Raw genomic sequence first — 23,761 nt, forward strand, 5'->3', positions numbered from 1 at the left:
GGAGGCCACCAGTGATCACCTTCAGCAGCATCGACGGCACGCCGGTCTACTACTGGCGGTCCAACCGGGGCAACACCACGCCGCGCAACTGGCAGTGCACCCAGGCGTTCTACGACAAGCTCGTGCTCTGGGTCCGCGACCTGCGCTCGCTGTCGTCGGCCGCGGGCTACGGCAGCGTGACCTACCTGGTGTCGGCGGGTTTCTACGTCAACAAGCCGGGCGAGCACGGCGCCGGGACGGCGATGGACCTGGACTACGTGCGGTGGTCCGGCGGCCAGGTCAGCGCACCGCTGGACGGCCACCACGCCTCGGGCACGCAGTCGACCCGGCGTCGCTATCTTGCCGTCGACGCGGTGTGCCGCCGCCGCTTCCGCTACGTCCTCGACGGCTGGTACAACTCGGCCCACGCCGACCACATCCACGCCGATTTCGGTGGCCTGCCGACGATCTGCGTCAAGGGCTCGTCCAGCGACGCGAAGTTCGTCCAGGCCATGTGCAACAACTTCATGAACTCCGGCCTCGCGGTCGACGGCGTCTGGGGCAGCCTGACGCAGTCGGCGTTCAACACCGCGAAGTCGCGCCTCGGCGTCACCGGCGACCCGCACACCAGCAGCAGCGTCTGGATGGGCATGCTCAGCGGCGTGGCCGCGGACGGCTTCGCCAACCGGGCCTTCTAGCCGGGACACCGAAGCTGAACAAAAGGTGAACGGAAGGTTGCCATCGGCGGCATTCCGGTGTTGGATCTGGCGATGGTTCACCTGGATCGTCGTTCCGTCATGCGCGGCGCGGTCGCGGGAGCACTGCTGGGCGGCCCGTTCGCGGGCTTCGTGAGCCGTGCCGCCGCCGACCCCGCCGCGGCCACCGCGCCCCGCGCCCTCGGCCCCGTCCCCGACCTGCGGGACGGGGCCGTGCGGCTGTGGCTGCCCCCGGGCTTCCAGTACCGGTCCTTTCACGACACCGAGTTCCCCGTGGTGCTCGACGACGGGACCGCGCTGCCCGGCAGACACGACGGCATGGGCGCGTTCCGGGCCCGCAACGGCAACTACGTCCTGGTCCGCAACCACGAGGTGAACAACGCCGGACCGGCGTTCGGCGACGCCGCCAAGGCCTACGACCCGCGGGCCCAGGGCGGCACCACGACAGTCGAGGTGACGCCGTTCGGCGAAGTCGTGCGCTCCCACACCAGCCTCAACGGCACCCAGATGAACTGCTCGGGCGGCGAGATGCCTTGGGGGAGCTGGATCAGCTGCGAGGAGACGGTCAACGGCCCGGACGTCGCCCCCGACTTCACCGGCTCGCCGAACCTCACGCTGACCCAGCGGCACGGGTTCGTCTTCGAGGTGCCCGTGCGCGGCGAGTCCGACCGGGAGCCGATCACCGCGGCGGGCCGGTTCGCCCACGAGTCCGTCGCGTTCGACCCGAGGGGCGGCCACCTCTACCTCACCGAGGACAACTTCGGCTACCCGTCGGGCTTCTACCGCTACACCCCGCGCCACAATCCGATGCACACCGGCAGCCTCGACAACCGCGGGCGGCTGCAGATGCTCGCCGTGCGCGGCGTGCCGAACGCGAACCTCGCCGCCGAGCAGCGCGCCCACGCCACCTACCGCGTGCGGTGGGTGGACATCGACGACCCCGCGCCGACGTTCCCCTACACGCCGGGCCAGACCGCGCCGACCACCAACGACCAGGCGCTCAACCATGTCGGCAACCAGGGCAGGGCGCAGGGCGCGGCGTACTTCTCCCGGCTGGAGGGCTCGGCCTACGACGACGGCGTGGTGTACTTCTGCGCCACCCAGGGCGGCGGTCCCGCCGAGGCCGGGCTCGGGCCGATCGCGAACGGCTACGGCAACGGCTCCGGCCAGATCTGGGCGTACCACATCCGCAGTGCGACGCTGCGGCTCGTGTACCAGTCGCCGGGTCCTGATGTGCTCGACTTCCCGGACAACGTCACCACCAGCCCGCGCGGCACGCTCGTCGTGTGCGAGGACAACACCAACAACAACTACCTGCGTGGCCTGAGCCGGGGCGGCAGGCTGTTCGACATCGCCCTCAATCGGCTGGTGAGCAGCACCGGCACACCGCGCTTCGACGACGAGTTCGCGGGGTCGACGTTCAGCCCCGACGGGCACACCCTGTTCGTCAACATCCAGGCGAGCCGGGGCATGTCGTTCGCCATCTGGGGGCCGTGGCGCAAGATCGGCGTGTAGCCGACCCGGCCGCGGTTATCCGAACGGGCGGGATCCGTTGCCTTGGCGGGCACTGTGCGGTCGGGCCGGTCCCCCCGGGCCGCGCCCGGTGCTCTACTCGACGCCATGGCGCGCACCGACGATTCGACCGCTGTCCCGACCGGAACCGCACCGCGACGCGACTCCTCGGTCCTGAACCGCACCGCCGGGCTGGCGGGCGTGCTGCTGATGGCGTCCGCGATCGCGACACTGGGCACGCCCGCGCCCGCGCGGTCGACCGGGCCGGACGCCTCGGTGCAGGCCATCGTCGACGCACCGACGGTGGAAACCCGACCGGAGCCGGTGACCGGCGCGGACGGTGACACCGCGCCGACCGCGCCGCCGCCCCCGGCGCCGGGCCGGATCGAGCGCACGGCCGCCGCACCGGGCGAGCAGGCGCCTGCCGTGACGTCGAACGGCGTGCCGGAGTCGGTGCTCACCGCGTACCGGTTCTCGACGGTGGTGATGGGCCGCGCCCAGCCGGACTGCCACCTGCCGATGACCTTGCTCGCCGCGATCGGCAAAGTCGAGTCAGGACACGCCCGGGGCGGACAGGTCGACGCGCTGGGCACGACTCTGCGGCCGATCTTGGGCCCCGTGCTGGCGGGCGGTTCCGTCGCGGCCATCCGGGACACCGACGGCGGCAGGCTCGACGGCGACCGGTCGTGGGACCGCGCGGTCGGGCCGATGCAGTTCATCCCCGGCACGTGGGTGCGCTGGGCAACCGACGGCAACGGCGACGGCCGCGCCGACCCACACAACATCTGGGACGCGAGTCTGGCCAGTGGCCGCTACCTGTGCGCCAACGGCCGCGACCTGGCCACGGCCGCCGGGATGACCGCCGCAATCCTGAGCTACAACCGATCCACGTCCTACCTGCGGCTCGTGCAGGCGTGGATGGCCGCCTACAACCTCGACACCTCGACCGTGCCCGACAGCCAGACCCCCACGCCGCCCGGCGATCCCGCCGCCGCGCCGCCGCCGCCCGCGGCACCCGTCGCGCCCGCGCCGGAACCCGGCCCGCCGTCGGCACCGCCGAGCGCCGCACCGCCCAGCAGCACTCCCCCGCCGACGTCACCACCCACGGCCGAGCCGGGTCTCCCCCTGCCGCTGCCCATCCTCACCGACCCGATGACCGGCCTCACCTGCACCGTGGACAACATTCTCGACCTCGGTCTCGGGTTGATCGGCGGCCTACTCGGCCTGGCGCCCGCTCCGCCGCTGCCGATCTGCCCGGTCCCACCGCCCGCGTGAGTACTCGAAAAATACGAAGTGTTATTCAATGACATGGTCCTGCGATGGGTGATGCGCTCCGACTCATTGGGACGCTGACCAAGGCACGGCGGATTGAGGTCCGTGCGGCGCGCGACGGCGTGGAAAGGACGCTTGGACATTTCCGGGCCGGACATCGAATGAAGCGGGGCGGCTCGTGTAAGCCGCCCAAATCTGCCCGCATACCGGCGTCACTGAGCCATGTCAACGGTGCCAGCCTTGACAATTGCTCGGAACCCCGCCCACGTTGTCCCGGTGATCATCAACGCGTCGCCGTCCGGGTTTTTCGAGTCGCGAATTGCGACCCAGCGCGGCGTGGTGCCCAGTTCCACACATTCCGAACCCGTCTCGCTGCGGCTGCTCTTGCGCCACCGCACGGGCAGGTCGGAGGCGCGGTCTACGTGGTTCACGCCAGCTCCTTTGCGATCTTCCGAATGAACAACAGTGATTTTTCAGGGGTGAGTGCCGAACTGGTCAAATGGTGGAATTTGGTCTTCATTCTCCGAACCTGCGCAGGCTTCTCGGGGTAGACGTTACCAGCGGCGCAATCGACATAGCCGATCTCCGGGTCGGTTGGTTCCGCGAACTCCACAAGGGTGAACGGTCCGCTGGCCGCCGCATGTGCGCCTGCTTCGAACGGCAGTATCTGGATGGTGATGTTGGGGCGTTCGCTCATGGCCAACAGGTGCTCGACCTGCGTCCGCATCGTGTCTGCCGCCCCGATCCTCCTACGCAACACTGCCTCATCGAAGATCGCCCAGAGTGACAGCGGATCGGTCTCGCGGGACAGCAATTCCTGGCGCTTCATTCGGAGGCTCACGAGCCGTTCCAACTCCGCGTTCGGGCTCCCGGGGTCGGCAGCTCGAATCCACGCGCGGGTGTAGTCCTCGGTTTGCAGCAGGCCGTGGACGACCGACGTCCCGAACACCAGCAAGGACGCGGCGGCTTGCTCGATGCTCAGGTAGAGGTCGAGGCCTGCGGGTAGAACGTCGTCGAACTCCTCCCACCAGCCGTGCTCTTCAGCGAGCGCGGCGAGTTGGAGCACTTTGTGTCGGACTTCGGGCGGGGCGTCGTAGGCATCGAGCAACGCGCGCACGTCCTTCGCGTACACCACGTTGTGCCCGGTCTCCAGACGCGACAGCTTGCCTGTGGACACCCCGGACTTCTTCCTGGCTTGATCGTTGGTGAGACTCGCCTTCTCGCGCAACGCCTTCAGCACACCGCCCAGGCGTCGCCGCCCCATCGTCGGGGTGACTCCAGGCATGTCGCCTCCATCGGTCCGTGATCGCGGCAAGTCTGCTGTCTGAGCCCACTAAACGCTAGCCCGTGACAGTCACAGACCGTGTTCATGCTTGTCCATCAGAAAATCTGGTGTAAGTTCCACAGTAGAATATACATCGCGAATGCGGGTCGCGACGGAAGCCGATCAGCTCTCGGGAGGCATGGTGCGAGACGCAGAGTGCTCACATCGAGCACCCAGTGGTCTGGCTGCCGGGGTTCTTCACCGACCGATTGCACAACGTAGTTCCGCAGCAACCGGACCTGGTGTTTCACCACATCCCGATCCTGTGACCGCCGCGCACCCGTTGCGGTGTTCGACCACGACGGGGTCGCGCGGACGGTGCGAGGGGCACCGCGCGGCTCGCCAGGCAGTGGACAGATGGAGGGGTGGTCAGTGACCGATCCGAGTTGAGCGAAGCAGCCTAGTTCTTGATCGAAATTGCCTGGACGAGAGGATCGCAGATGTCTACCGCTGTCATGGAACGATTCGCCGACGACCCCGTAGCGTCGCACAGCGCGCAGGTCCCGCTCGGACGCATCAGCGGGCAGCCTGACACCAGCGCACCGTCGCCCGCGGGCCTGCGTCCCTGGGGCCTCAGCGCCATGCGCCCGGCGCGTCACCAGGGCGACCCCGTCCGCGAAATATTCACCTACGACCACGACCTCCAGGTCGCGGTGACCGGTGACGGCGTACCACTGACGATCACTGCGGCTACCGCCAACAAGGTCACCAACAACGACGGAGACGAAGGGCCGTCGGAGGACTTCACCTACGACTACTGCCCCGACTCGCCGAACACGGTCTGAATGTCCGTTCTGATCCTCGCAGAGGACATCGATGCGACTGCCGACAACATGGTCCGTGCGCTTGCGGATCGCGATGTCATCGTCCATCGGGTGAACACTGCCTGGTTCCCCACGCAGCTCAGCGTCTCTGCTGAGCTGCGTGGGGGACGTTGGACCGGCCAGATCCGCACTCCCGCCCGAGTGATCGAGTTAGCAGGAATCACTGCAGTTTGGTACCGCACACCGCGGGCCTACAAGTTCCCCGTCGCGCTGACCCCGGCCGAGCGCGCACATGCAAACCTGGAGGCGAAGTACGGGCTGGGCGGCGTACTCAGCTCAATGCCCGTGCTGTGGGTGAATCACCCGGCACGACTGGCCGACGCCGCCTACAAACCAGTCCAATTGGCCACCGCATCTCGGTGCGGACTTCACGTGCCCGACACCCTGATCACCAATGAGGCCGACTCTGTGCGCTGGTTCGCTGCGGTCGGCAAGACCGTGACCAAGGTGTTCGGCAGTAACACGATCTTGGAAGAGGGCGTCCGCAAGATCGGTTTCACCAGGTTGGTCGATGACTCCGATCTGGCTGACCTGCGCGGCATTGAGGTCACCACGCACATGCTTCAGCGCTGGGTGCCCAAGGCGTTCGAAGTACGAATGGTCGTGATCGGCGAACAGATCAACGCCGCCGCGATCCGCACTACCAGTGCGGCGGGCTACCTGGACTGGCGATCCGACTACGACAGCCTGACCTACGAGCTGATCGATACACCCGAAGATGTAGCCCACGGTGTACGACGCCTGATGGCGACTATGGACCTCGCCTACGGGGCGCTGGACTTCGTGGTTCAGCCAGACGGGGCATGGACATTCCTGGAAATCAACGCGGGCGGACAGTATGGCTGGATCGAAGATGAGACCGGCGCGCCGCTGACAGACCAACTCGCACATCTACTCGCCAAGGGAAAGCAGTGACCGCGATCGACATGGACTGGACTGGGCACGCGCAGCGACTCTCCGAAGCGCTGCTCGAAGCCGGTGACATCAACTCCCCACAATGGCACCACGCGGTAGCCGCTGTGCCGCGACACCTACTGGTGCCCGCCGCCTACGACCAGGACAACACCGGGGCGTGGCGGCAGTTCGACACCGAGCACGCGCTTGAGCGGGTGTACTCCCGAGAGACCCTCGTCACCGCCGTGGCAGACATCGGCGACGGCCACCAGGTCCCGGTCTCCTCAAGCACGAAGCCTGACCTGATGGTGCGGATGCTCGAAATCCTCGACATACACGACGGCCACCGGGTCCTCGAAATCGGCACCGGCACCGGCTACAACGCCGCCCTGCTCGCCCACCGACTCGGTGACGACCACGTATTCTCCATCGACGTCGGCGAAGGTCTCGTGGCACTCGCCCGAGAACGACTCGCCTGCGCCGGATTCCGGCCCACGCTTGTCGCCATTGACGGGGTGCACGGCCTCCCCCAGTACGGACCGTACGACCGGATCATTGCCACATGCTCCGTGCCCGCAGTGCCCTGGGCATGGGCCGACCAACTCGCTGACGATGGTGCCGTCCTGGTCGACGTCAAGCTCGCCACCAGTGCTGGAAACCTCGTCCACCTCCGACGCGAGGGCGCACGGCTTCAGGGACGCTTCACCACCCGATGGGCGGCGTTCATGGCGATGCGCCACGACGACGATCCGCCGCCCGCCGCCCGTGCCCAACGGGCGCCAGGCGGCCAAATCCGGTCTACCGAAGCACCCGTCCAGCCATGGAACGATGCCCCTGTCGTCTGGTTCCTCGCCCAATTGCGCCTTCCCAAGGGCATCGCCATCGGATTCGACCTCGACCCGAATACCAGGCAACCTACCGACGCAACCATGTCACTCCCGGACGGCTCCTGGGCACGAGCCAACCTGACCGACCGCACGGTCACCGAAGCAGGCCCAACCCGCATCTGGTCTGCGATCGAATGGGCACACCAGCAGTGGATCGCCGCCGACCGGCCCACGTGGGACCGCCTCGGGCTCACAGTCACACACACCGAACAACGCCTCTGGCTGGACGCCGCCGACAACGGAATCGGCCATTTGCCGTAACGCCGCTGTAGTGGTTCGAACGAGCTCGGCGCACCGTGCAGGGTGAGCCAAGCCCGTCCGACGCACAACGGCCTGGCACCCGCGCCCGCTCTGCCGCTGCCGATCTGCCCGATCCCGCCGCCCACGTAAGTACTCGAAAAATACGATTGACGCCTCGCCCGTGAATTGGCCATGATTGCCCCACATTCCGAGCGAGGGAGTCGACATGGCGAGCAGGTGGAATCGGGGAACGCGGCAATGCCCGCGCACCACGGCCGTCGCCCCGCGCTATCGTGGCGTCTCCCGCCGGTCGATCCAGGCGCTGACCAGCACCGGCTCCCCATCTTGAGGTAGACACCTCACTCGGGAGCCGCCCATCGGGAAACCGATCCGGGCGGCTCCGCTATTTCGGGACCAAAATATTTTCGAGGTGGGGCAGGGCTGCGGAGCCCAACCCGGCTGTAACCCGGGCGCCGTCAGGCACAGATGGTTCGACTCCATCCCCCACCACCGATCGCCGACCGAACCCCGATAGCTCAGGTGGACAGAGCGCGCCGCTACGAACGGCGAGGCCCCAGGTTCGAGTCCTGGTCGGGGTACCAGCACGACCGATCCCGGTTGGTGTAGCGGCAGCACGGCGGATTTTGGATCCGTTCGCCCAGGTTCGAACCCTGGACCGGGAGCCAATTCATACGCCGAATGCCACTCCCGTTAGCCCTTTAGGCGCATTGCCAAGGCCGTCGGTGGCACCCGGAAGGACTAACTTCGGCCACCGATGTACGTATCCCCGGTCAGCGCGCTCTTGTTCCTCGGCAATGCAGGTACTCCCTTCACCGCCGGGCGTTGGGCCGAAAGACGGTGGCGGGATTCGATGCATTTGGGGGAACGGTTTTCACCGTGGATTCATGCATACTTGCGCGAGCTTCGAAAAACGACTCGCGCTATTGCGAGGCGATGCGCGACGAACGGATCGACTGTGGGCGATGAGGTGGGCGCGACTACGGTCGCTGTCGTCGGTGCGGGGTTGTCGGGGTCGCTCATGGCGGTCCTGCTGGCGCGCCGCGGATATCGGGTCGAGGTGTTCGACCGCAGGCCGGACCCGCGGGTGCGGTCGGCGGCGAGTGGCCGTTCGATCAACCTCGGACTGTCCCAGCGCGGGGTGACCGCGCTGCGGCACGCGGGGTTGCTCGACCAGGTGCTGGCGCACGCGGCTCCGATGCGGGGCCGGGTGGTGCACCGCCCGGACGGGCCGCACGCGTTCCAGCCCTACGGCACGCGCGAGGACCAGATCCTGCGCTCGGTGCTGCGCGAAGACCTGAACCTGGTGCTGCTGAACGCGGCGGCGGCGCTGCCCGGGGTCCGGTTCCACTTCGAGGCCAAGCTCACCCGGCTCGACAAGGGCGACGACGACACGCGGCCCGTGTGCTGGTTCGGCGACCGCCGGGTGGAGGCCGACACCGTGGTGGGCGCGGACGGCGCGTTCTCCACGGTGCGCGAGCAGATGCAGCGCGGCGAGCCCGCCGACTACCACCGCGAGTTCCTTCCCTGGGGCTACAAGGAACTGGCCATCCCGGCGGGCCCGCGCGGGTTCCGCGGCACCGACCCGGAGGCGCTGCACGTCTGGCCAGGACACGACGGCCTGATCGTGGCGCACCCCAACGCGGACCGCTCGCTCACCGGGACGATCTTCCTGCCGCTGACCGGCCCGGACAGCTTCGCCACCCTGAACACCGTGTCCGATGTGAAAACACTGCTGTGCCAACGGTTCCCGGACCTGCTCGACCTGGTGCCGGACGCGGCGGAGCAGTTCGTCGACCAGCCGGTCGGCCACCTGGTCACGGTGCGCACTTCGGCGTGGCACCACCGCGGCCGGGTCGTGCTGATCGGCGACGCCTGCCACGCGGTGTATCCGTTCTACGGCCAGGGAATGAACTCGTCCTTCGAGGACTGCGTCACCCTCGACGGCTGCCTCGACCGCGCGGGGGACCACGGCACGGCGTTCGCGGACTACCAGCGGCGCCGCAAGGAGCACACCGACGTGCTCGCCGACCTGTCCGCGCGGAACTTCGTCGAGCTACGCGACCGGCTCGCCTCGCCGCTGTTCCTGGCGCGCAAGAAGGCCGACCTCCTGCTGAACCGGCTCTTCCCCGACCAGTGGATCCCGCTCTACACCATGATCTCCCACACCACGATGCCCTACGCCGACGCGCTGCGCCGCGCCGACCGCCAGCAGGCCGCCCTCGGCTGGCTCGCGGGCACGGTCGCCGCGGGCTGCGGCCTCGCACTAGCCACGACGCTCACGCGCCGAGCCAGGAGAGCCCGATGCTGACCCATCCGAGCAACGACGCTCGAATACTGCTGGAGACCAGCGATCTCGCCCGCGGCCCGCTGCCGACCGCGCTGAGCGCCTACGCCGCGCAGCTCGCCGCCATCGTCGACTGGGCCCACCGCTACCTCGCCCGACCGCACGAGAGCTTGGGACGCAAGGGAAACGTCTGTCCGTTCGTGCAGCCCTCGATCGACCGCGGCCAGTTCTACCTCGCGGTCTACCCGGGACGGCCGGACACCCCGGACGAGGTCGCGCGGGCCCTGCTGCCCTACCGCGACTGGTTCCTCGCCCTGGCACCGAAAGGACAGCCGACCGCGCAGCTCACCACGATCCTGATCCTGTTCCCCGACCTGACCACCGCCGACCTCGACCGGATCATCGACGGCACCCAGGAATCGCTCAAGTCCGAGTACGTCGAGCGCGGCCTGATGATCGGCGAGTTCCACGACGGACCGCCCGCCAAGGGCGGGCTGTGGAATCCTGACTTCCGGCCGCTGCGCAGCCCGGTGCCGCTGCTCGCGATCCGGCACATGGTGCCGACGGATTTCCCTTTCCTGCAGGGAAAGCACGACCACATGATGGCCTACCTGCGGCAGTTCGCCGCCCAGGTCCCGACGCCGATCCGGGAAGCGATCGTGCGCGGCCTCGGCCACCCGCACACCGGCTCGGACGACCTCAGGATCGGTGCCTCATGAGCGTGTTCCCGCCGTCGTTCGGCCAGCAGCGGCTCTGGTTCCTCGACCGGTTCAACCCGGGCTCCCCGCTGTACAACGTGCCGATGGTGCAACGGCTGCGCGGCCCGCTCGACACCGACGTGCTGCGCGCGAGCCTCGACCTGATCGTCGCCAGGCACGACGCGCTGCGCACCGTGTTCGAGGCGCGGGACGGCAGGCCCGTGCAGGTGGTGCTGCCCGCCGCGGCCGCCGCACTGTCCATTGTGGATATCACGGAAAGTGAAGTACCGGAACGGGTCGCGGCCGAAGCCAAGGCGCCCTTCGACCTCGCGACCGGTCCGCTGCTGCGCGTCCTGCTGCTGCGCACCGCCCCGGACGACCACCGGCTGATGGTCACCCTGCACCACATCGTGTCCGACGGCTGGTCGCTCGCGGTGCTGCTGGAGGAGCTGAGCGCCGCGTATTCGGCATTGGCAGGCGGCGCCCGCCCGGACCTGCCGGAGCTGACCCTGCAGTACCCGGAGTACGCACAGTGGCAACGCGACCAACTCGACGGGCGCGCGGGGGCAATGGCCCTGGACTACTGGGTTTCCCACCTGCGCGGCGCCCCGATGCTGCTCGCTCTGCCGACCGATCGGCCGCGCCCCACCACCCAGTCCTACCGCGGCGACGTGCACAGCTTCACCCTGCCCGCCGCGCTCGCCGACGAGGTCCGCACCGCGGGCATCACGCTCGGCGGCACGCTGTTCATGACCCTGCTCGCCGCCTACCAGGCCTTACTTTCCCGCTACAGCGGCCAAGACGACATCGTCGTCGGCACCGCGGTCGGCGGACGGTCCAGAGTGGACGCCGAGCCGCTCATCGGCTTCTTCGTCAACACGGTGCCACTGCGCACTTCCCTCGCGGACAACCCGACCTTCCGTGCGCTGGTCAGCCGGGTCCGCGACGTCACCCTGGACGGCATCGGCTACGCCGACGTCCCGCTGGAGCGGATCGTGGAGACACTGCAGCCGGAGCGCAGCACCGCCCACGCGCCGATCTTCCAGGCCCAACTCACCCTGCAGAGCACCCCGCCGCCGAACCTGGACCTGCCCGGGATCTCGGTGTCCGAACCGGACTTCGTCTTCGCCGAGACCTCGAAGTTCGACCTGACTCTCGGCGCGAACGACCACGGCGGCAGGCTGCACGTGGATCTGGAGTACAGCACCGATCTGTTCGACGCGGACACGATCGAGCGGTTCGCCGACCACTTCGTCCGGTTCCTGTCCGCCGTGGTGCGCGACCCGGACGTCCGCGTCCGGGACGTGTCCCTGCTGACCGACGCGGACCGCGACCGCGCGCTGATCCAGTGGAATGACACCGCTTTGCCGCCCGCCGCCGCGGCGAGCACGCTCGACCTGTTCGCCGCCCAGGTAGCCCGGCGGGGCGACGCGGTGGCGGTGGCCGATCCACAGGAGACACTCAGTTACACCGAGCTCGACGCGCGCGCGAACCGGCTCGCCCACCAACTCCGCCTGCACGGCGTGGACCCGGAGACCCCGGTCGCGCTGTGTATGGAGCGGTCCGTGTCGATGGTCGTCGCGCTGCTCGCGGTGTGGAAGGCAGGCGGCGGGTACCTCCCGCTCGACCCGACCTGGCCGCGGGAACGGCTGCGCTACATGCTTTCCGACGCAGGCGCGCGGATCGCCGTGGTCGACGAGCCGACCCGGTCGCGGCTGGCCGCGGCACTCACCGGGTTGGACCACGTCGTCTGCGTCGACCGGGACGCGGCCGCGGTGGCCGCCCACCCGGGGTCGCCGCCGGAGGGGTCGGTGCGCGGCGACGACCTCGCCTACGTGATCTACACCTCCGGCTCGACCGGCCGCCCCAAGGGGGTCGTCGTACCGCACACCGGGGTGCTCAACCAGTTGCTCGCGTTCGACAACCTGCTCGCATTGTCCACTGAGGACGTCTGGGCGGCCGTCACCACCCTGTCGTTCGACCCGTCGGTGCTGGAGTTGCTGCTGCCCTTGGCCTGCGGCGCACGCGTACAGGTGCTCGACAGCGCCGAGGCCGCCGACCCGGTCCGGCTGCGCGCGCGGCTGACCGAGTGCGGCGCCACCGTCCTGCAGGCGACCCCGTCGCGCTGGCGGATGCTGCTGGGCGCGGGCGGCGTCCCCGCGACCGTCCACACGCGACTCTGCGGCGGCGAGGCGCTCACCCGGGAGCTGGCCGACCAGCTCATCGCGGCGGGCTCGACCCTGTGGAATGTCTACGGGCCAACGGAAACCACGGTCTGGGCGGCAGCGGGCAAGGTCACGTCCGCGCCGATCGAGATCGGTCCCCCGATCGGCAACATGCGGATCTACGTGCTCGACGAGGCGCTGCGCCCGGTCCCGGTCGGGGTCGTCGGCGAGATCCACATCGGCGGCGCGGGCATGACCCGCGGCTACCACGGCCGGGACGACCTGACCGCCGAGCGGTTCGTGCCCGACCCGTTCGGCGCGCCCGGCGAGAAGCTGTACGCGACCGGCGACCTGGCCAGATACCGGCCGTCGGGCAGGCTGGAGTTCCTCGGCCGCGTGGACCAGCAGGTGAAGGTACGCGGGTTCCGAATCGAACTCGGTGAGATCGAGGCGGCGCTGCGCGGTCACCCGCGGGTCCGCGAGGCGGTGGTGACCGCGTCGACGGTCGGCGAGGACGACACCCGGCTCGCCGCGTACCTGGTCACCGATTCCGCCGAGCCGAACGGGTTGTGGCCGCAGGTGCGCGCCTATCTCGCCGACCGGCTCCCCGAGTACATGGTTCCCGGCGCGTTCGTCGCGCTGGACGCGCTGCCGATGACCCCGACCGGCAAGGTCGACCGGTCGGCGCTGCCCGAGCCGAGCTGGGACAGCCTGCGCGACACTTGCCGCGTCGCACCGCGGACCCCGGTGGAGCGGGCGGTCGCCGAGATGTGGCAGGAGCTGCTCAACGTGCCGGAGGTCGGCGCGCACGACGACTTCTTCGTGCTGGGCGGGCATTCCCTGCTCGTCGGCAGGCTGTTGGCCCGGGTACGCGAGTACCTGCTGGTCGACGTGCCGATGCGGACGATGTTCGACGCCCGCACGGTGGCCGCGTTCGCCGCGGCACTCTCCCGGTTCGAGACCGCGCCGGGCCAGGTCGCCGCGGCAGCCGAACTCCGCGCGGAGGTGGCCGCACTGCCCGCGCACGAGGTGGCGAAGCTGCTGGCGGGCGAGGGCGCATGACCGACGAGGCAAGGGATCGGCTGTTCGCCCTGCTCGCCGCCCGCCGCGGCCTCGACGGCGCGGGCGCGGGAATTCCCCGCAGGGAACCCGATGCCGACGTCCCGCTGCTGCCCGGCCAGCGGCAGCTCTGGATCCTCGACCAGCTCGGCGTCCAGCACGGCGTGTACACCATGGCCCAGTCCTGGCGGCTGGTCGGCGAGCTGGATCTGGCCGGTCTGCGGCACAGTCTGGCCGTGCTCGTCGATCGGCACGAGGCGCTGCGCACGTGCTTTCCCGACATCGGCGGCGAGCCGGTGCAGCGGATCGCGTCGAGGGGCGTCGAGCTACCACTGTCTATTGTGGAGGGATTGGACGCGCTGGGGGCCGAGCTGGACCGGCCGTTCGACCTCGCCACCGCACCACTGGCGCGGGCGGTCCTGGTGCGCGTGTCGGAGCGCGAGCACCTGTTCGCCTTGTCCGTGCACCACATCGCGTGCGACGGGCCGTCGCTGTCGATCCTCGTGGGCGAGCTGGGCGAGTGCTACAGGGCGTGGCGGGACGAACGGATGCCCGCGTTGGCCGAGCCGCGGGTGGCCTTCGGCGACTACGCGGCCTGGCGCCACGAACAGTCCACACCGGACGCCATGGCCGAGCACCGTAGGTACTGGACCGCTCGGCTGACGGATGCGCCCGACCTGCTGGAGCTGCCCACCGATCGGCCCCGCCCGCCGACCCAGAGCTTTCGCGGCGACAGCCATCCGTTCGCGTTGTCCGCCGCCGTCAGCCAGGCGGTCGCCGAGTTCTGCGCGCGGACCGGCAGCACCCCGTTTCCGGTGCTGCTGACCGCGTTCGCCATCGTGCTCGCCCGGCACAGCCGGGCCGAGGACATCGTCGTCGGTGTGCCGATGCGCGACGAGTCCGTGCCGGGTATCGGGCAGTGCGTCGGAATGCTGGTCAACACGGTGGCGCTGCGCACCACACTGACCGCGGACTCAACCGTCCGCGAGGTTCTGGACCACGTCCAGCGCGAAGCGGTCAACGCGCTGGAACACCAGGGTTTCCCGTGGGACCAGGTGGCGGGGCTGGTGCGGCCGACCCGGGATCTCAGCCACAATCCCGTGTTCCAGACCATGTTCGTGCTCAACCCGGAGGGTGCCGAGGTCGAACTGCCCGGCCTGCGGGTCGAGCCGCTGATCCCGCCGACCACCACCGCCCGGTTCGACCTGACGCTGGCGCTGACCCAGTCCGGCGGGATCTTCCTCGGCCAGCTCGACTTCGCTACCGACCTGTTCGACGCCACCACGATCGCCCGGTTCGCCGTCCACCTCGGGCAGGCAGTGGCCGCCGTGGTCGCCGATCCGAACGCCCGGGTGACCGACATCGAGCTGCTGACCGACGCGGAATGGGCGCGGGTGCGCTCGGGCGGCCACGACACCGAGCCCGCCGCGCCGGACACCGCCACGCCCGTGCACGAGCTGATCGCGGCCCAGGCGGCGCGCACCCCCGACGCGCCCGCCGTGCTGGCCGACGGCGAAGACCTGAGCTACGCCGACCTGACGGTTCGGGCGCACCGGCTGGCCTGGCACCTGCATCGGCGCGGCGTGCGGCCGGAAACCGTTGTCGCACTGGGGTTGTCGGCCAGTCCGGCGGCGATGGTCGGGCTGCTGGGCATCCTGTCCGCGGGCGGTGCCTACCTGCCGCTCGATCCCACCCACCCCGCCGACCGGCTGGCCGTCCTGCTGGCCGACGCACGGCCGCCCGTGCTGGTGACCACCAGCGCGCACCTGCCCGCGTTCGCGGCCTTCGGCGGCGAAGTCGTTCTCCTGGACGGCGACCTGCCCGACTGCCCGGCCGGACCACCGCCGGTCGAAGTCGGTCCGAGCGACCTCGCCTACCTCATCTACACCTCCGGGTCGACCGGGACACCCAAGGGCGTGCTGGTCGAACACGGCACGCTGGCCGCGCTGACCCGGGCTTTCGTCACCGAGCACGGATTCGGCCCGGGTGAGCGGGTGCTGATGGTGCCGCCCTTGAGCTTCGACGCGTCGGTCGGCGACGTGTTCCCCGCGCTGGTCGCCGGGGCCGCCCTGCTGCCGTGTGCCGATCCGGCGGCGCTGTCCGGCCACGACCTGCTCCGACTGTGCCGCGAGCGGCGGATCACCATGGTGGACACCGCGTCCGCGTTGTGGCAGAAGTGGACAGACGACCTGGCGGGCACGGTCGCGCCCACGGACTCGCCGCTGACCACGATGATGGTCGGCGGCGAGAGCGTGCCGCTGGCCACGGTACGCGCGTGGGCGGAACGCACGGGGTGCCGAGTCCGGCTGTTCAACCACTACGGGCCCACCGAGGCGACCGTGTGCGCGACCACATACCAGACCGTCGACGGGAGCGAACTGGGACAGGCGGCCCACCTGCCGATCGGCGCACCGCTGCCGCATACTCGCGTGTACATTGTGGACGATCGACTTCGGCCGGTGCCGCTGGGGGTGCCGGGTGAGCTGTGCATCGGCGGCGCGACCCTCGCGCGCGGCTACCTCGGCCGCGACGACGCGACCGCGGACCGGTTCGTGCCGGATCCGTACTCGGCCGTGCCCGGCGCACGGATGTACCGGACCGGCGACCTGGCGCGGTGGCGGTCCGACGGCCGGATCGACTTCCTCGGCCGGGTCGACCGCCAGGTCAAGATCCGCGGCCACCGGGTCGAGCCCGCCGAGATCGAGGCCGCGTGCCGCAGACACCCGGGCATCCGGGACGCCCTGGTCATCGCCCGCGATGGATCGTCCACTGTGGATCGCCGACTGGTCGGCTACCTGATCCCGGTTGCGGACGCCGGGCCAACTCCGGCAGAGCTTCGGACGTTCCTGCGGGCCGCGCTGCCCGAATACCTGGTGCCCGGCGCGTTCGTGCTGCTCGAATCGTTCCCCTTGACCAGCAATGGAAAGGTCGACCACACCGCACTGCCCGAACCGGTCGAGACCACGGCGATCCACGTCGAGCCCAGCACCGACGTCGAGCGGCGGATGGCGGCGGTGTGGGCGGACCTGCTCGGTCGCGACCGGGTCGGCGCCACCGACGACTTCTTCGTCCTGGGTGGACATTCACTGCTGGCCGCGACCCTGGTCACCCGAGTCCGCGCCGAGTTCGGCGTCGACCTGCCGCTGCGCGGCGTGTTCGAGGCGAGTGTGCTCGCCGACTTCGCCGCCTTGGTGGAGACGGGTTCGGTTGCCGCGGCACGACTCGACCTGTGGACGGAGGCAGTGCTGCCCGCCGACATCCGGCTACCGGACGGCACGGGCCCCGACGACGTGGCACGGGCCGTGCGCAAGGCGGCCGCGCCGGACGCGGTCCTGCTCACCGGGGCGACCGGGTTCCTCGGCAGCTATCTGCTCGCCGACACGCTGCGGCACACCGACGCCCGGGTGCTGTGCCTGGTGCGCGCGGGAACGGAAACCGGGGCCGCGGGCCGGATCGAGCGGACCCTGCGCGGGTACGGGCTGTGGCGCGACGAGGACGCCACGCGAATCGTGCCGGTGCCGGGCGATCTGGCCGCACCCCGATTCGGCCTGTCCCCCGAGCGGTTCGCCGCGATGGCAGCCGAGGTCGACCTCATCCTGCACTGCGCGGGGCTGGTGAACTTCGCACTGTCCTATTCGGACCTCAAGCGGGCCAACGTCGGCGGCACGGTGGAGGCGCTGCGGCTGGCCTGCCTGAGCCGCGTCATCCCGGTGCAGATGGTGTCCACGCTGGGCGTCTTCCCGCTGGACCGCACCGGAGTGGTCACCGAGCGGCACGCGCCCGACGAGCCGGACGGACTCGACCGGGGCTACGAGCAGAGCAAGTGGGTGGCCGACACGCTCGGCCGCGCGGCGCGGGCACTCGGGCTGCCCGTGACCATCCACCGGCCTGCCAGAGTGACCGGCGACAGCCGCACCGGCATCGGCCCCGCCGAAGACCTGTTCGGCCGAGAACTGCGGACAGTCGCCCTGTTGGGCCTGATGGCCGACGTGGCCGACGAGGAGGACATGGCCCCGGTGGACGAGATCGCGGCGGCCATCGGCCGACTGTCCCGCACACCGGCCTGCCACGGCGGCGACTTCCATTTCCACAATGGACAGACGATCGGCACACACGCCATCGCGGCCGCCCTGCGCGCATACGGCTATCCCGTGCGAATGCTTCCCTACGTCGACTTCTACGCCGAACTGGTCGCCCGCGCGGCCGAGTCCGCCGACACCGCGCTCGCCACGATCGCCGCGGTCGCCGAGCCGACCCCGAGCAGCCGCAGGCGGATCTTCGACTGTCGGGCCACCGAAACCGCTGCGGGCCTGCGCTTTCCGGCCGCCGCCGACCTACTCGACCGCTACCTCGACCACTACGTCCGGTCGGGTCATCTGCCCGCGCCCGAGCAGGCGGGAGTGCGCCGATGAACGGCGGCCTCGGCCGGTTCGTGCTGATCTGGCTCGCCCAACTGGTCTCGCTGGCGGGCTCCGCGATCACCGGCTTCGTGCTCGGTGTCCGGGTCTACCAGCTCACCGGGTCGGCCACGCAGTTCGGGCTGATCATGCTGAGCGAGGCGGTCGCGGCGATCGCGGTCGCACCCATCGCGGGCGCGGCGGTCGACCGGTTCGACCGCCGCCGAATCCTGGTCGCCAGCGACGTGATCGCGGCGGCGGCGACCGGCATCCTGCTGCTGCTCCTGGCAGGCGGAGAACTCCAAGTCTGGTACGTGTACCCGGTGGCGGTGATCACCGCGGCGTGCGGCACCTTCCGGTTGATCACCTTCACCACCATGCTCCCGATGCTCGTCCCACCCGAACACCTCGGCCGTGCCAACGGTTTGGCGCAGGCGGCCATGGCGGTGCAGATCGCCGCGCCGCTGGCCGCGGGTGTGCTGCTGGGCACCCTGGGACTGCGCGGGGTGATCGTGGTCGACCTGGCGACCTACGGCTTCGCGCTCGCGATCACGATCGCGCTTCCCTTGCCCGCGAAGGCCCGCCGCGGCCCGGGCGGCACCGCCGAACAGCCAGGCGCGTGGGCAGAGTTGCGCGGCGGCTGGACCGAACTGCGCAAGCGGCCCGGACTGGTGCCGCTGCTCTGGGTGCTCGGCGCGTTCGACTTCTGCTTCGGCGTGGCGGGCGTGCTGATCCAGCCGCTGATCCTCACCTTCGCCTCCCCCGCGACCCTGGGCCTGCTGATGTTCGCGGGCGGCGGCGGCATGCTGCTCGGCAGCCTGGTGATGAGCCTGTGGGGCGGCCCGCGCAGGCGGATGACGGGCGTCTCACTGTTCCTGGCGGTCGGCGGGATCGCGCTGGCGCTGCACGCGCTCGCCCCGTCACCGCCGCTGATCGGCATCCTCGCGCCCGCGTTCCTGTTCACGCTGCCGGTCGTCACCGGCTGCGTCATGACCCTCTTGCAGTCCAAAGTGGAGCCCTCGGCGCTGGGCCGGGTGATGGCAAGTGCGCGCATCGTCTCCCAGGCCGCGACCTCGCTCGCCTACGCCATCGCCGGGCCGCTGGCCGACGGCGTGTTCGAACCGCTGCTCGTGTCGGGGGGCGCACTGGCCGACGGCGTCGGCGACCTGATCGGGGTCGGCCCCGGCCGCGGCATCGCACTGATCTTCGTCGTGCTGGGCGCGCTGCTCGTCGCGCTGGCGGTGGTCGCCGCGCGGGCGAAAGCGCTGCGTACCGTCGAAGACCTGCCCGACCTGCTGCACCGAGAAGGAGAGCCCGATGCCGCTGAACTTGCCGCAGGCTGAGCGGGACGCGTTCGAGACCGGCGAGGCCCCCGCGCCGCATCTGGACCTGCTGCACGCGCTGGCGTTCCGGGCGGCGGGCGCCGCCGTCCGACTGGGCCTGTTCGACGCCCTCGGCGACGATGCCCGGCACGCCGACGAACTGGCCGACGCGCTCGGCGCGGACCGCCGGGGAGTGCGGGTCCTGCTGGACGCGTTGGTGGGCTTCGGATACGCGAGCCGCGACGAGCACGGCGCCTACCAGGCGACTCCGGCGGCGGCGACCTGGCTGCGGTCAGGCACCGGCTACACGACAGTGTTCTCCTTCTGGCACCGGATTCTGTTCGATCTCTGGCCGAGCCTCGAACAGTCCATTGTGGATGGACGCCCGGCGGTGGATTTCTACGCCTGGCTCGCGGCGCATCCAGTGGCGCTGGCCGAGTTCCAGTCGCTGTTGGCAGACCTCGCCGACGCGGTGCTGCCCGACGTGCTGGCCGCCGCGACACCACCGCCGGAGGCACGTCGCCTGCTCGACATCGGCGGCGGGCACGGCCGGTACGCCGCGGCGTTCTGCCAGGCCCATCCGAACCTGCACGCCACCGTGCTCGACCTACCCGGAACCCTGGACGCGGGCCGCAAAACCGTGGCGGCCCAAGGGCTCGACGAGCGAGTCGCCTTCCGCGAGTCCGACTGGGCGACCGGCGAACTGGGCGCGGACCAGGACATGGTGCTGCTGTTCAACGTGCTGCACTGCCTCGACCCGGACCGGGCCCGCGACCTGCTGCGCCGGGCGGGCACCTGCTTGCGGCCCGGCGGGATGGTGGTGCTCCTGGAAGAGATCACCGAGGTCGCCGAGGACGCGGGCGTGACCGGGGCGGCGTGGGTGCCCGCGTCCAGCCTCAACCTGTTCCATACCCAGGCGGGCCAGATCTACTCCGCCGACGAACTGGACAGCTGGCTCACCGAGGCAGGATTCGTCGACCGGCAGCGGTTCCCGGTGCCGTCCGCGCCCACGTTCACCGTGCTGGTGGCCAAGGCGCCGGGCGCACCCGCCCCGCGGCGCTGGCTGCCGACCGCCGGGCAGCGCCAGATGCTCCTCTTCGACCGCCTGGTGCCGAATTCCGCCTGGCACAACGTGCCGCTGCACACCCGGATCACCGGGCCGCTCGACGTCGACGCGCTGCACCGCGTGCTGCGCCGGATCTGGCGCGACCAGGAATCGCTGCGCACAGTGTTCGACACCAGCGCCGACGAGCCGCTGGCCGTGCTCTCCGACACCGAACCCGTGCTGGCACACCGGGATGTGAGCGACCTGACCGCGGGCGAGCGAGACACGGCGTTGGCCGAGATCCGCGACACGGCCCTGCGCGCCCCGTTCGATGTGACGGCGGGACCCCCGCTGCGGGCGACCCTGGTCCGGCTCGGGCGCGACGAACACGAGCTGATCCTGGTGCTGCACCACATCGCGGTGGACGGGCACTCGCTCACCGTGCTGCAACGGGAGATCCTCGACGGCTACCGCGACGCCCGCGCGGGCGTGTCGGCCGAGCCGGTCCGGCACTCGATCGCCGAGTTCGCCCAGTGGCACCACGACTTCGCCGCGCAGGCCGAGGTCGTCGGGCAGCTCGACTACTGGCGCGGACAGCTCGCCGACGCACCCGCGCCGGTCGAGTTGTCCTTCGCCGCCACGGGCACCTCGCTCGCCGCGGACCACGTGTCCTTCGAACTGCGCGACGACCTCGCCGCGCAGGTGCGCGCGCTCGCGCGGGCGAAGCGCTGCACCCCGTTCATGGTGCTGCTGACCGCGTTCGGTGTGCTGCTGCGCCGCTACAGCGGCGCGCGCGAACTGGTCATCGGCACGCCCATCGCGGGCCGGGACCGGCCGGAGGTCGAGGACCTGGTGGGCTACCTGGTCAACATGGTGCCGCTGCGGCTGCGCCTGGCCGCGGCGGGCACCTGGGCCGCCGCGCTGGGCGAGGTCCGGGAGGTGGCGCTGGACGCGTACGAACACTCCGACGTGCCGTTCGGCCGGGTGGTCGAGGCCCTGGCGCCCGCCCGGTCCGGCGAGCGGCACCCGCTGTTCCAGATCGTGTTCGCCGCTCCCCCGGCGTTCGCCGGACCGTCCATTGTGGATGGCACAACGTTCGCTTTCGACGGCGGCACGAGCACCGAGTCGCTGTTCGATCTCGAAGCGCAGATCACCGACGACGGCCACGGCCTGCGCGGATACTTCAAGTACCGCACGGAGTTGTTCACCGCCGCGCACATCGACATGATCGTCGACCACTTCCTGTATCTGACCGAGCGGATGGTCGCCGACCCGGACGCCGACCTCGCCGACCTCGCGCTGCTGCGGCCCGAGCAGTGGCACCGCGCCGTCGTAGAGTGGAACCGCACGGGCACCGACTATCCGCGGGAATCGTCCCTTGTGGACCTGGTGGAAGGGTGGGTCGACCGCGCGCCGGACGCGCCCGCGGTCCGCTACGGCGACCGAGAGCTGACCTACCGGGAACTGGACGGCACGGCCAACCGGCTGGCGCACCGGCTGCGCAGGCTCGGGGTCGGCACCGAGAGTAAAGTCGGGCTGTGCCTGGGATTCGGCGCCGACTGGGTGGTCGGCGCGCTCGCCGTGCTGAAGGCGGGCGGCGCCTACGTGCCGCTCGACCCGGCCTACCCCGCCGACCGGCTGCGGTTCATGTGCGCCGACGCCGACGTCCGGGTCGCGGTGGTACACCACGAGTTCCGCGATCGCCTGCCCGACGTGCGGGCGGTGGTGCTCGACCGCGAGACCGCCGCGCTCGCCGCCGAACCGGCGTCGCGCCCAGCGGTCGCGTGCCGCCCCGACGGGCTGGCCTACGTGATGTACACCTCCGGCTCGACCGGCCGCCCCAAGGGGGTCGCCGTGACCCACCGCAACATCGTGCGGCTGGTGTGCGACACCGACTTCGTCGACCTCGGCCCCGGCGACACGGTCGCGCAGGTGTCGAACCTGTCGTTCGACGCGGCCACCTTCGAACTGTGGGGCGCGCTGCTCAACGGCGCCCGCCTGGTCGGCCTGCCCAAGGACGACCTGCTCTCCGGCGGCGCGCTGGCCGAACACCTGCGGTCGCACCGAGTCGATGTCATGTTCCTGACAACTTCGCTCGCCCGCCAGCTCGCCGACGAGGCACCCCGCACCATCGATTCGCTGCGGTGCCTCATCTTCGGCGGCGAGCAGGCGGACGCCCGAATGGTGTCCCGCCTGCTGTCCGCCGCGGGACCGCGGCTGGTCAACGGCTACGGTCCGACCGAGACCACCACGTTCGCGCTCACCCACACCTGGCTCCCCGGCGACCCGGTCGACCCCGTGGTTCCCATCGGCCGCCCCATCGCGAACACGACGGCCTACATCCTCGACGCGTTCGGCCACCCGGTGGCCCCCGGCGTCGTCGGCGAACTCCACATCGGCGGCGACGGCGTCGCCCGCGGCTACGTCGGCCACCCCGCGCTCACCGCCGAACGGTTCATCGCCGATCCCTTCGGCCTGCCGGACGGCAGGCTGTACCGAACCGGCGACCTCGGCCGCTACCGCGCCGACGGCGTGATCGAGTGCCTCGGCCGGATCGACCGCCAGGTCAAGATCCGCGGCTTCCGCGTCGAACCCGGCGAGATCGAGGACTGTCTACATGAGACAGGGCAGGTCCGGCAGGCGACCGTCCAGGTGCGCGGTGAGGGAATCCTGGTCGCCTACGTCGTCCCCACGGACCCGACCGCGTCGATGGACAACCTGCGCGACACCCTGCGCGAACGCCTCCCCGAGCACCTGGTCCCGGCCGCCGTGGTCGCTATGGAAGCGTTGCCGGTCAACGAGAACGGCAAACTGGACGCCTCCGCCCTCCCCGACCCCACCCATCCCGTCGATTCCTCCCCCACCGCCCCGACGACACCGATCGAACACACGGTGCACGCCATCTGGCAAGAGGTCCTGGCCCTGCCCACCCTCAGCGTCCACGACGACTTCTTCGCCCTCGGCGGCCACTCCATCAAGGCGGGCCAGGTCATGTCCCGCATCCGAGCCCAGCTGGGCATCGCCGCCCCACTACGGCTGATCTTCGACAACCCGACCGTGGCCGCCCTCGCCGCGGCTCTCCCGCCACCCCCGAAACCCAGCACATGACTGTCCCGCGAGCC

General features: G+C 70.3%; 14 protein-coding genes and 3 tRNA genes. 15 read left to right on the forward strand and 2 right to left on the reverse strand.

Going from position 1 to position 23,761, the window contains the following annotated elements; genetic code table 11:
• Positions 1-11: 11 nt before the first annotated feature.
• The 3 genes from ACT4N7_RS04025 (at position 12) to ACT4N7_RS04035 (ending at position 3,482) form a co-directional block, all read left to right on the forward strand.
• Positions 12-677, forward strand: coding sequence for an extensin family protein (locus ACT4N7_RS04025; RefSeq protein WP_444827202.1), 666 nt, complete (start codon positions 12-14; stop codon positions 675-677).
• 72 nt (positions 678-749) lie between these two features.
• Complete coding sequence (locus ACT4N7_RS04030; protein WP_444827203.1) at positions 750-2,210, forward strand: PhoX family protein; 1,461 nt, start codon at positions 750-752, stop codon at positions 2,208-2,210.
• Positions 2,211-2,315: 105 nt separating this feature from the next.
• Positions 2,316-3,482: a lytic transglycosylase domain-containing protein gene (locus ACT4N7_RS04035; RefSeq protein ID WP_444827204.1), complete on the forward strand. Its 1,167-nt coding sequence runs from the start codon at positions 2,316-2,318 to the stop codon at positions 3,480-3,482.
• 209 nt (positions 3,483-3,691) lie between these two features.
• On the opposite strand, the gene ACT4N7_RS04040 is transcribed toward ACT4N7_RS04035, so the two are convergent.
• Together ACT4N7_RS04040 and ACT4N7_RS04045 are read right to left on the reverse strand one after the other, a co-directional pair.
• Positions 3,692-3,910: a DUF397 domain-containing protein gene (locus tag ACT4N7_RS04040; protein ID WP_444827205.1), complete on the reverse strand. Its 219-nt coding sequence runs from the start codon at positions 3,908-3,910 to the stop codon at positions 3,692-3,694.
• Positions 3,907-4,764 carry a helix-turn-helix domain-containing protein gene (locus ACT4N7_RS04045; RefSeq protein WP_444827206.1) on the reverse strand — a complete coding sequence of 286 codons (858 nt, stop codon included), beginning with the start codon at positions 4,762-4,764 and terminating at the stop codon, positions 3,907-3,909. The genes ACT4N7_RS04040 and ACT4N7_RS04045 overlap by 4 nt, the downstream gene beginning before the upstream one ends.
• A gap of 479 nt (positions 4,765-5,243) precedes the next feature.
• On the opposite strand from ACT4N7_RS04045, the gene tgmA reads away from it, so the two are divergent.
• The 12 genes from tgmA to ACT4N7_RS04105 all read left to right on the forward strand — a co-directional run bounded on the left by tgmA (position 5,244) and on the right by ACT4N7_RS04105 (position 23,747).
• On the forward strand, positions 5,244-5,588 hold the full coding sequence (gene tgmA, locus ACT4N7_RS04050; RefSeq protein WP_444827207.1) for a putative ATP-grasp-modified RiPP: 345 nt from the start codon (positions 5,244-5,246) through the stop codon (positions 5,586-5,588).
• A complete protein-coding gene (gene tgmB, locus ACT4N7_RS04055) occupies positions 5,589-6,542 on the forward strand; it encodes an ATP-grasp ribosomal peptide maturase (protein ID WP_444827208.1) in 954 nt (317 codons plus the stop codon).
• Positions 6,539-7,669: a methyltransferase domain-containing protein gene (locus ACT4N7_RS04060; protein ID WP_444827209.1), complete on the forward strand. Its 1,131-nt coding sequence runs from the start codon at positions 6,539-6,541 to the stop codon at positions 7,667-7,669. Before tgmB ends, ACT4N7_RS04060 begins: the two co-directional genes overlap by 4 nt.
• A 408-nt stretch (positions 7,670-8,077) precedes the next feature.
• Positions 8,078-8,158: transfer RNA gene (locus ACT4N7_RS04065), tRNA-Tyr, on the forward strand.
• A 15-nt stretch (positions 8,159-8,173) separates the two neighbouring features.
• A tRNA-Arg gene (locus tag ACT4N7_RS04070) sits at positions 8,174-8,250 on the forward strand.
• Between the two features lie 10 nt (positions 8,251-8,260).
• Positions 8,261-8,334 (forward strand) — tRNA-Gln (locus ACT4N7_RS04075).
• Positions 8,335-8,636: 302 nt separating this feature from the next.
• On the forward strand, positions 8,637-9,977 hold the full coding sequence (locus ACT4N7_RS04080) for an FAD-dependent oxidoreductase (RefSeq protein WP_444827280.1): 1,341 nt from the start codon (positions 8,637-8,639) through the stop codon (positions 9,975-9,977).
• Positions 9,971-10,672, forward strand: coding sequence for a DUF6875 domain-containing protein (locus ACT4N7_RS04085; RefSeq protein WP_444827210.1), 702 nt, complete (start codon positions 9,971-9,973; stop codon positions 10,670-10,672). Before ACT4N7_RS04080 ends, ACT4N7_RS04085 begins: the two co-directional genes overlap by 7 nt.
• Positions 10,669-13,878 (forward strand): amino acid adenylation domain-containing protein, encoded by a 3,210-nt coding sequence (locus tag ACT4N7_RS04090; RefSeq protein WP_444827211.1) that lies wholly within the window; start codon positions 10,669-10,671, stop codon positions 13,876-13,878. Before ACT4N7_RS04085 ends, ACT4N7_RS04090 begins: the two co-directional genes overlap by 4 nt.
• Positions 13,875-18,287, forward strand: a complete 4,413-nt coding sequence (locus ACT4N7_RS04095; protein ID WP_444827212.1) for a non-ribosomal peptide synthetase — start codon at positions 13,875-13,877, stop codon at positions 18,285-18,287. The genes ACT4N7_RS04090 and ACT4N7_RS04095 overlap by 4 nt, the downstream gene beginning before the upstream one ends.
• Complete coding sequence (locus ACT4N7_RS04100; RefSeq protein ID WP_444827213.1) at positions 18,284-19,615, forward strand: MFS transporter; 1,332 nt, start codon at positions 18,284-18,286, stop codon at positions 19,613-19,615. Before ACT4N7_RS04095 ends, ACT4N7_RS04100 begins: the two co-directional genes overlap by 4 nt.
• A complete protein-coding gene (locus ACT4N7_RS04105; RefSeq protein WP_444827214.1) occupies positions 19,590-23,747 on the forward strand; it encodes an amino acid adenylation domain-containing protein in 4,158 nt (1,385 codons plus the stop codon). Before ACT4N7_RS04100 ends, ACT4N7_RS04105 begins: the two co-directional genes overlap by 26 nt.
• Positions 23,748-23,761 lie beyond the last annotated feature (14 nt).

The sequence above is a fragment of the Actinokineospora sp. genome (genome assembly GCF_052390155.1).
GTDB lineage: Bacteria > Actinomycetota > Actinomycetes > Mycobacteriales > Pseudonocardiaceae > Actinokineospora.

Coding starts and splice junctions, on each gene's coding strand:
- ACT4N7_RS04030 (WP_444827203.1), top strand. CDS start 750: ATGGTTCACCTGGATCGTCGTTCCGTCATGCGCGGCGCGGTCGCGGGA.
- ACT4N7_RS04035 (WP_444827204.1), top strand. CDS start 2,316: ATGGCGCGCACCGACGATTCGACCGCTGTCCCGACCGGAACCGCACCG.
- ACT4N7_RS04045 (WP_444827206.1), bottom strand. CDS start 4,764: ATGCCTGGAGTCACCCCGACGATGGGGCGGCGACGCCTGGGCGGTGTG.
- tgmA (WP_444827207.1), top strand. CDS start 5,244: ATGTCTACCGCTGTCATGGAACGATTCGCCGACGACCCCGTAGCGTCG.
- tgmB (WP_444827208.1), top strand. CDS start 5,589: ATGTCCGTTCTGATCCTCGCAGAGGACATCGATGCGACTGCCGACAAC.
- ACT4N7_RS04085 (WP_444827210.1), top strand. CDS start 9,971: ATGCTGACCCATCCGAGCAACGACGCTCGAATACTGCTGGAGACCAGC.
- ACT4N7_RS04090 (WP_444827211.1), top strand. CDS start 10,669: ATGAGCGTGTTCCCGCCGTCGTTCGGCCAGCAGCGGCTCTGGTTCCTC.
- ACT4N7_RS04095 (WP_444827212.1), top strand. CDS start 13,875: ATGACCGACGAGGCAAGGGATCGGCTGTTCGCCCTGCTCGCCGCCCGC.
- ACT4N7_RS04100 (WP_444827213.1), top strand. CDS start 18,284: ATGAACGGCGGCCTCGGCCGGTTCGTGCTGATCTGGCTCGCCCAACTG.
- ACT4N7_RS04105 (WP_444827214.1), top strand. CDS start 19,590: ATGCCGCTGAACTTGCCGCAGGCTGAGCGGGACGCGTTCGAGACCGGC.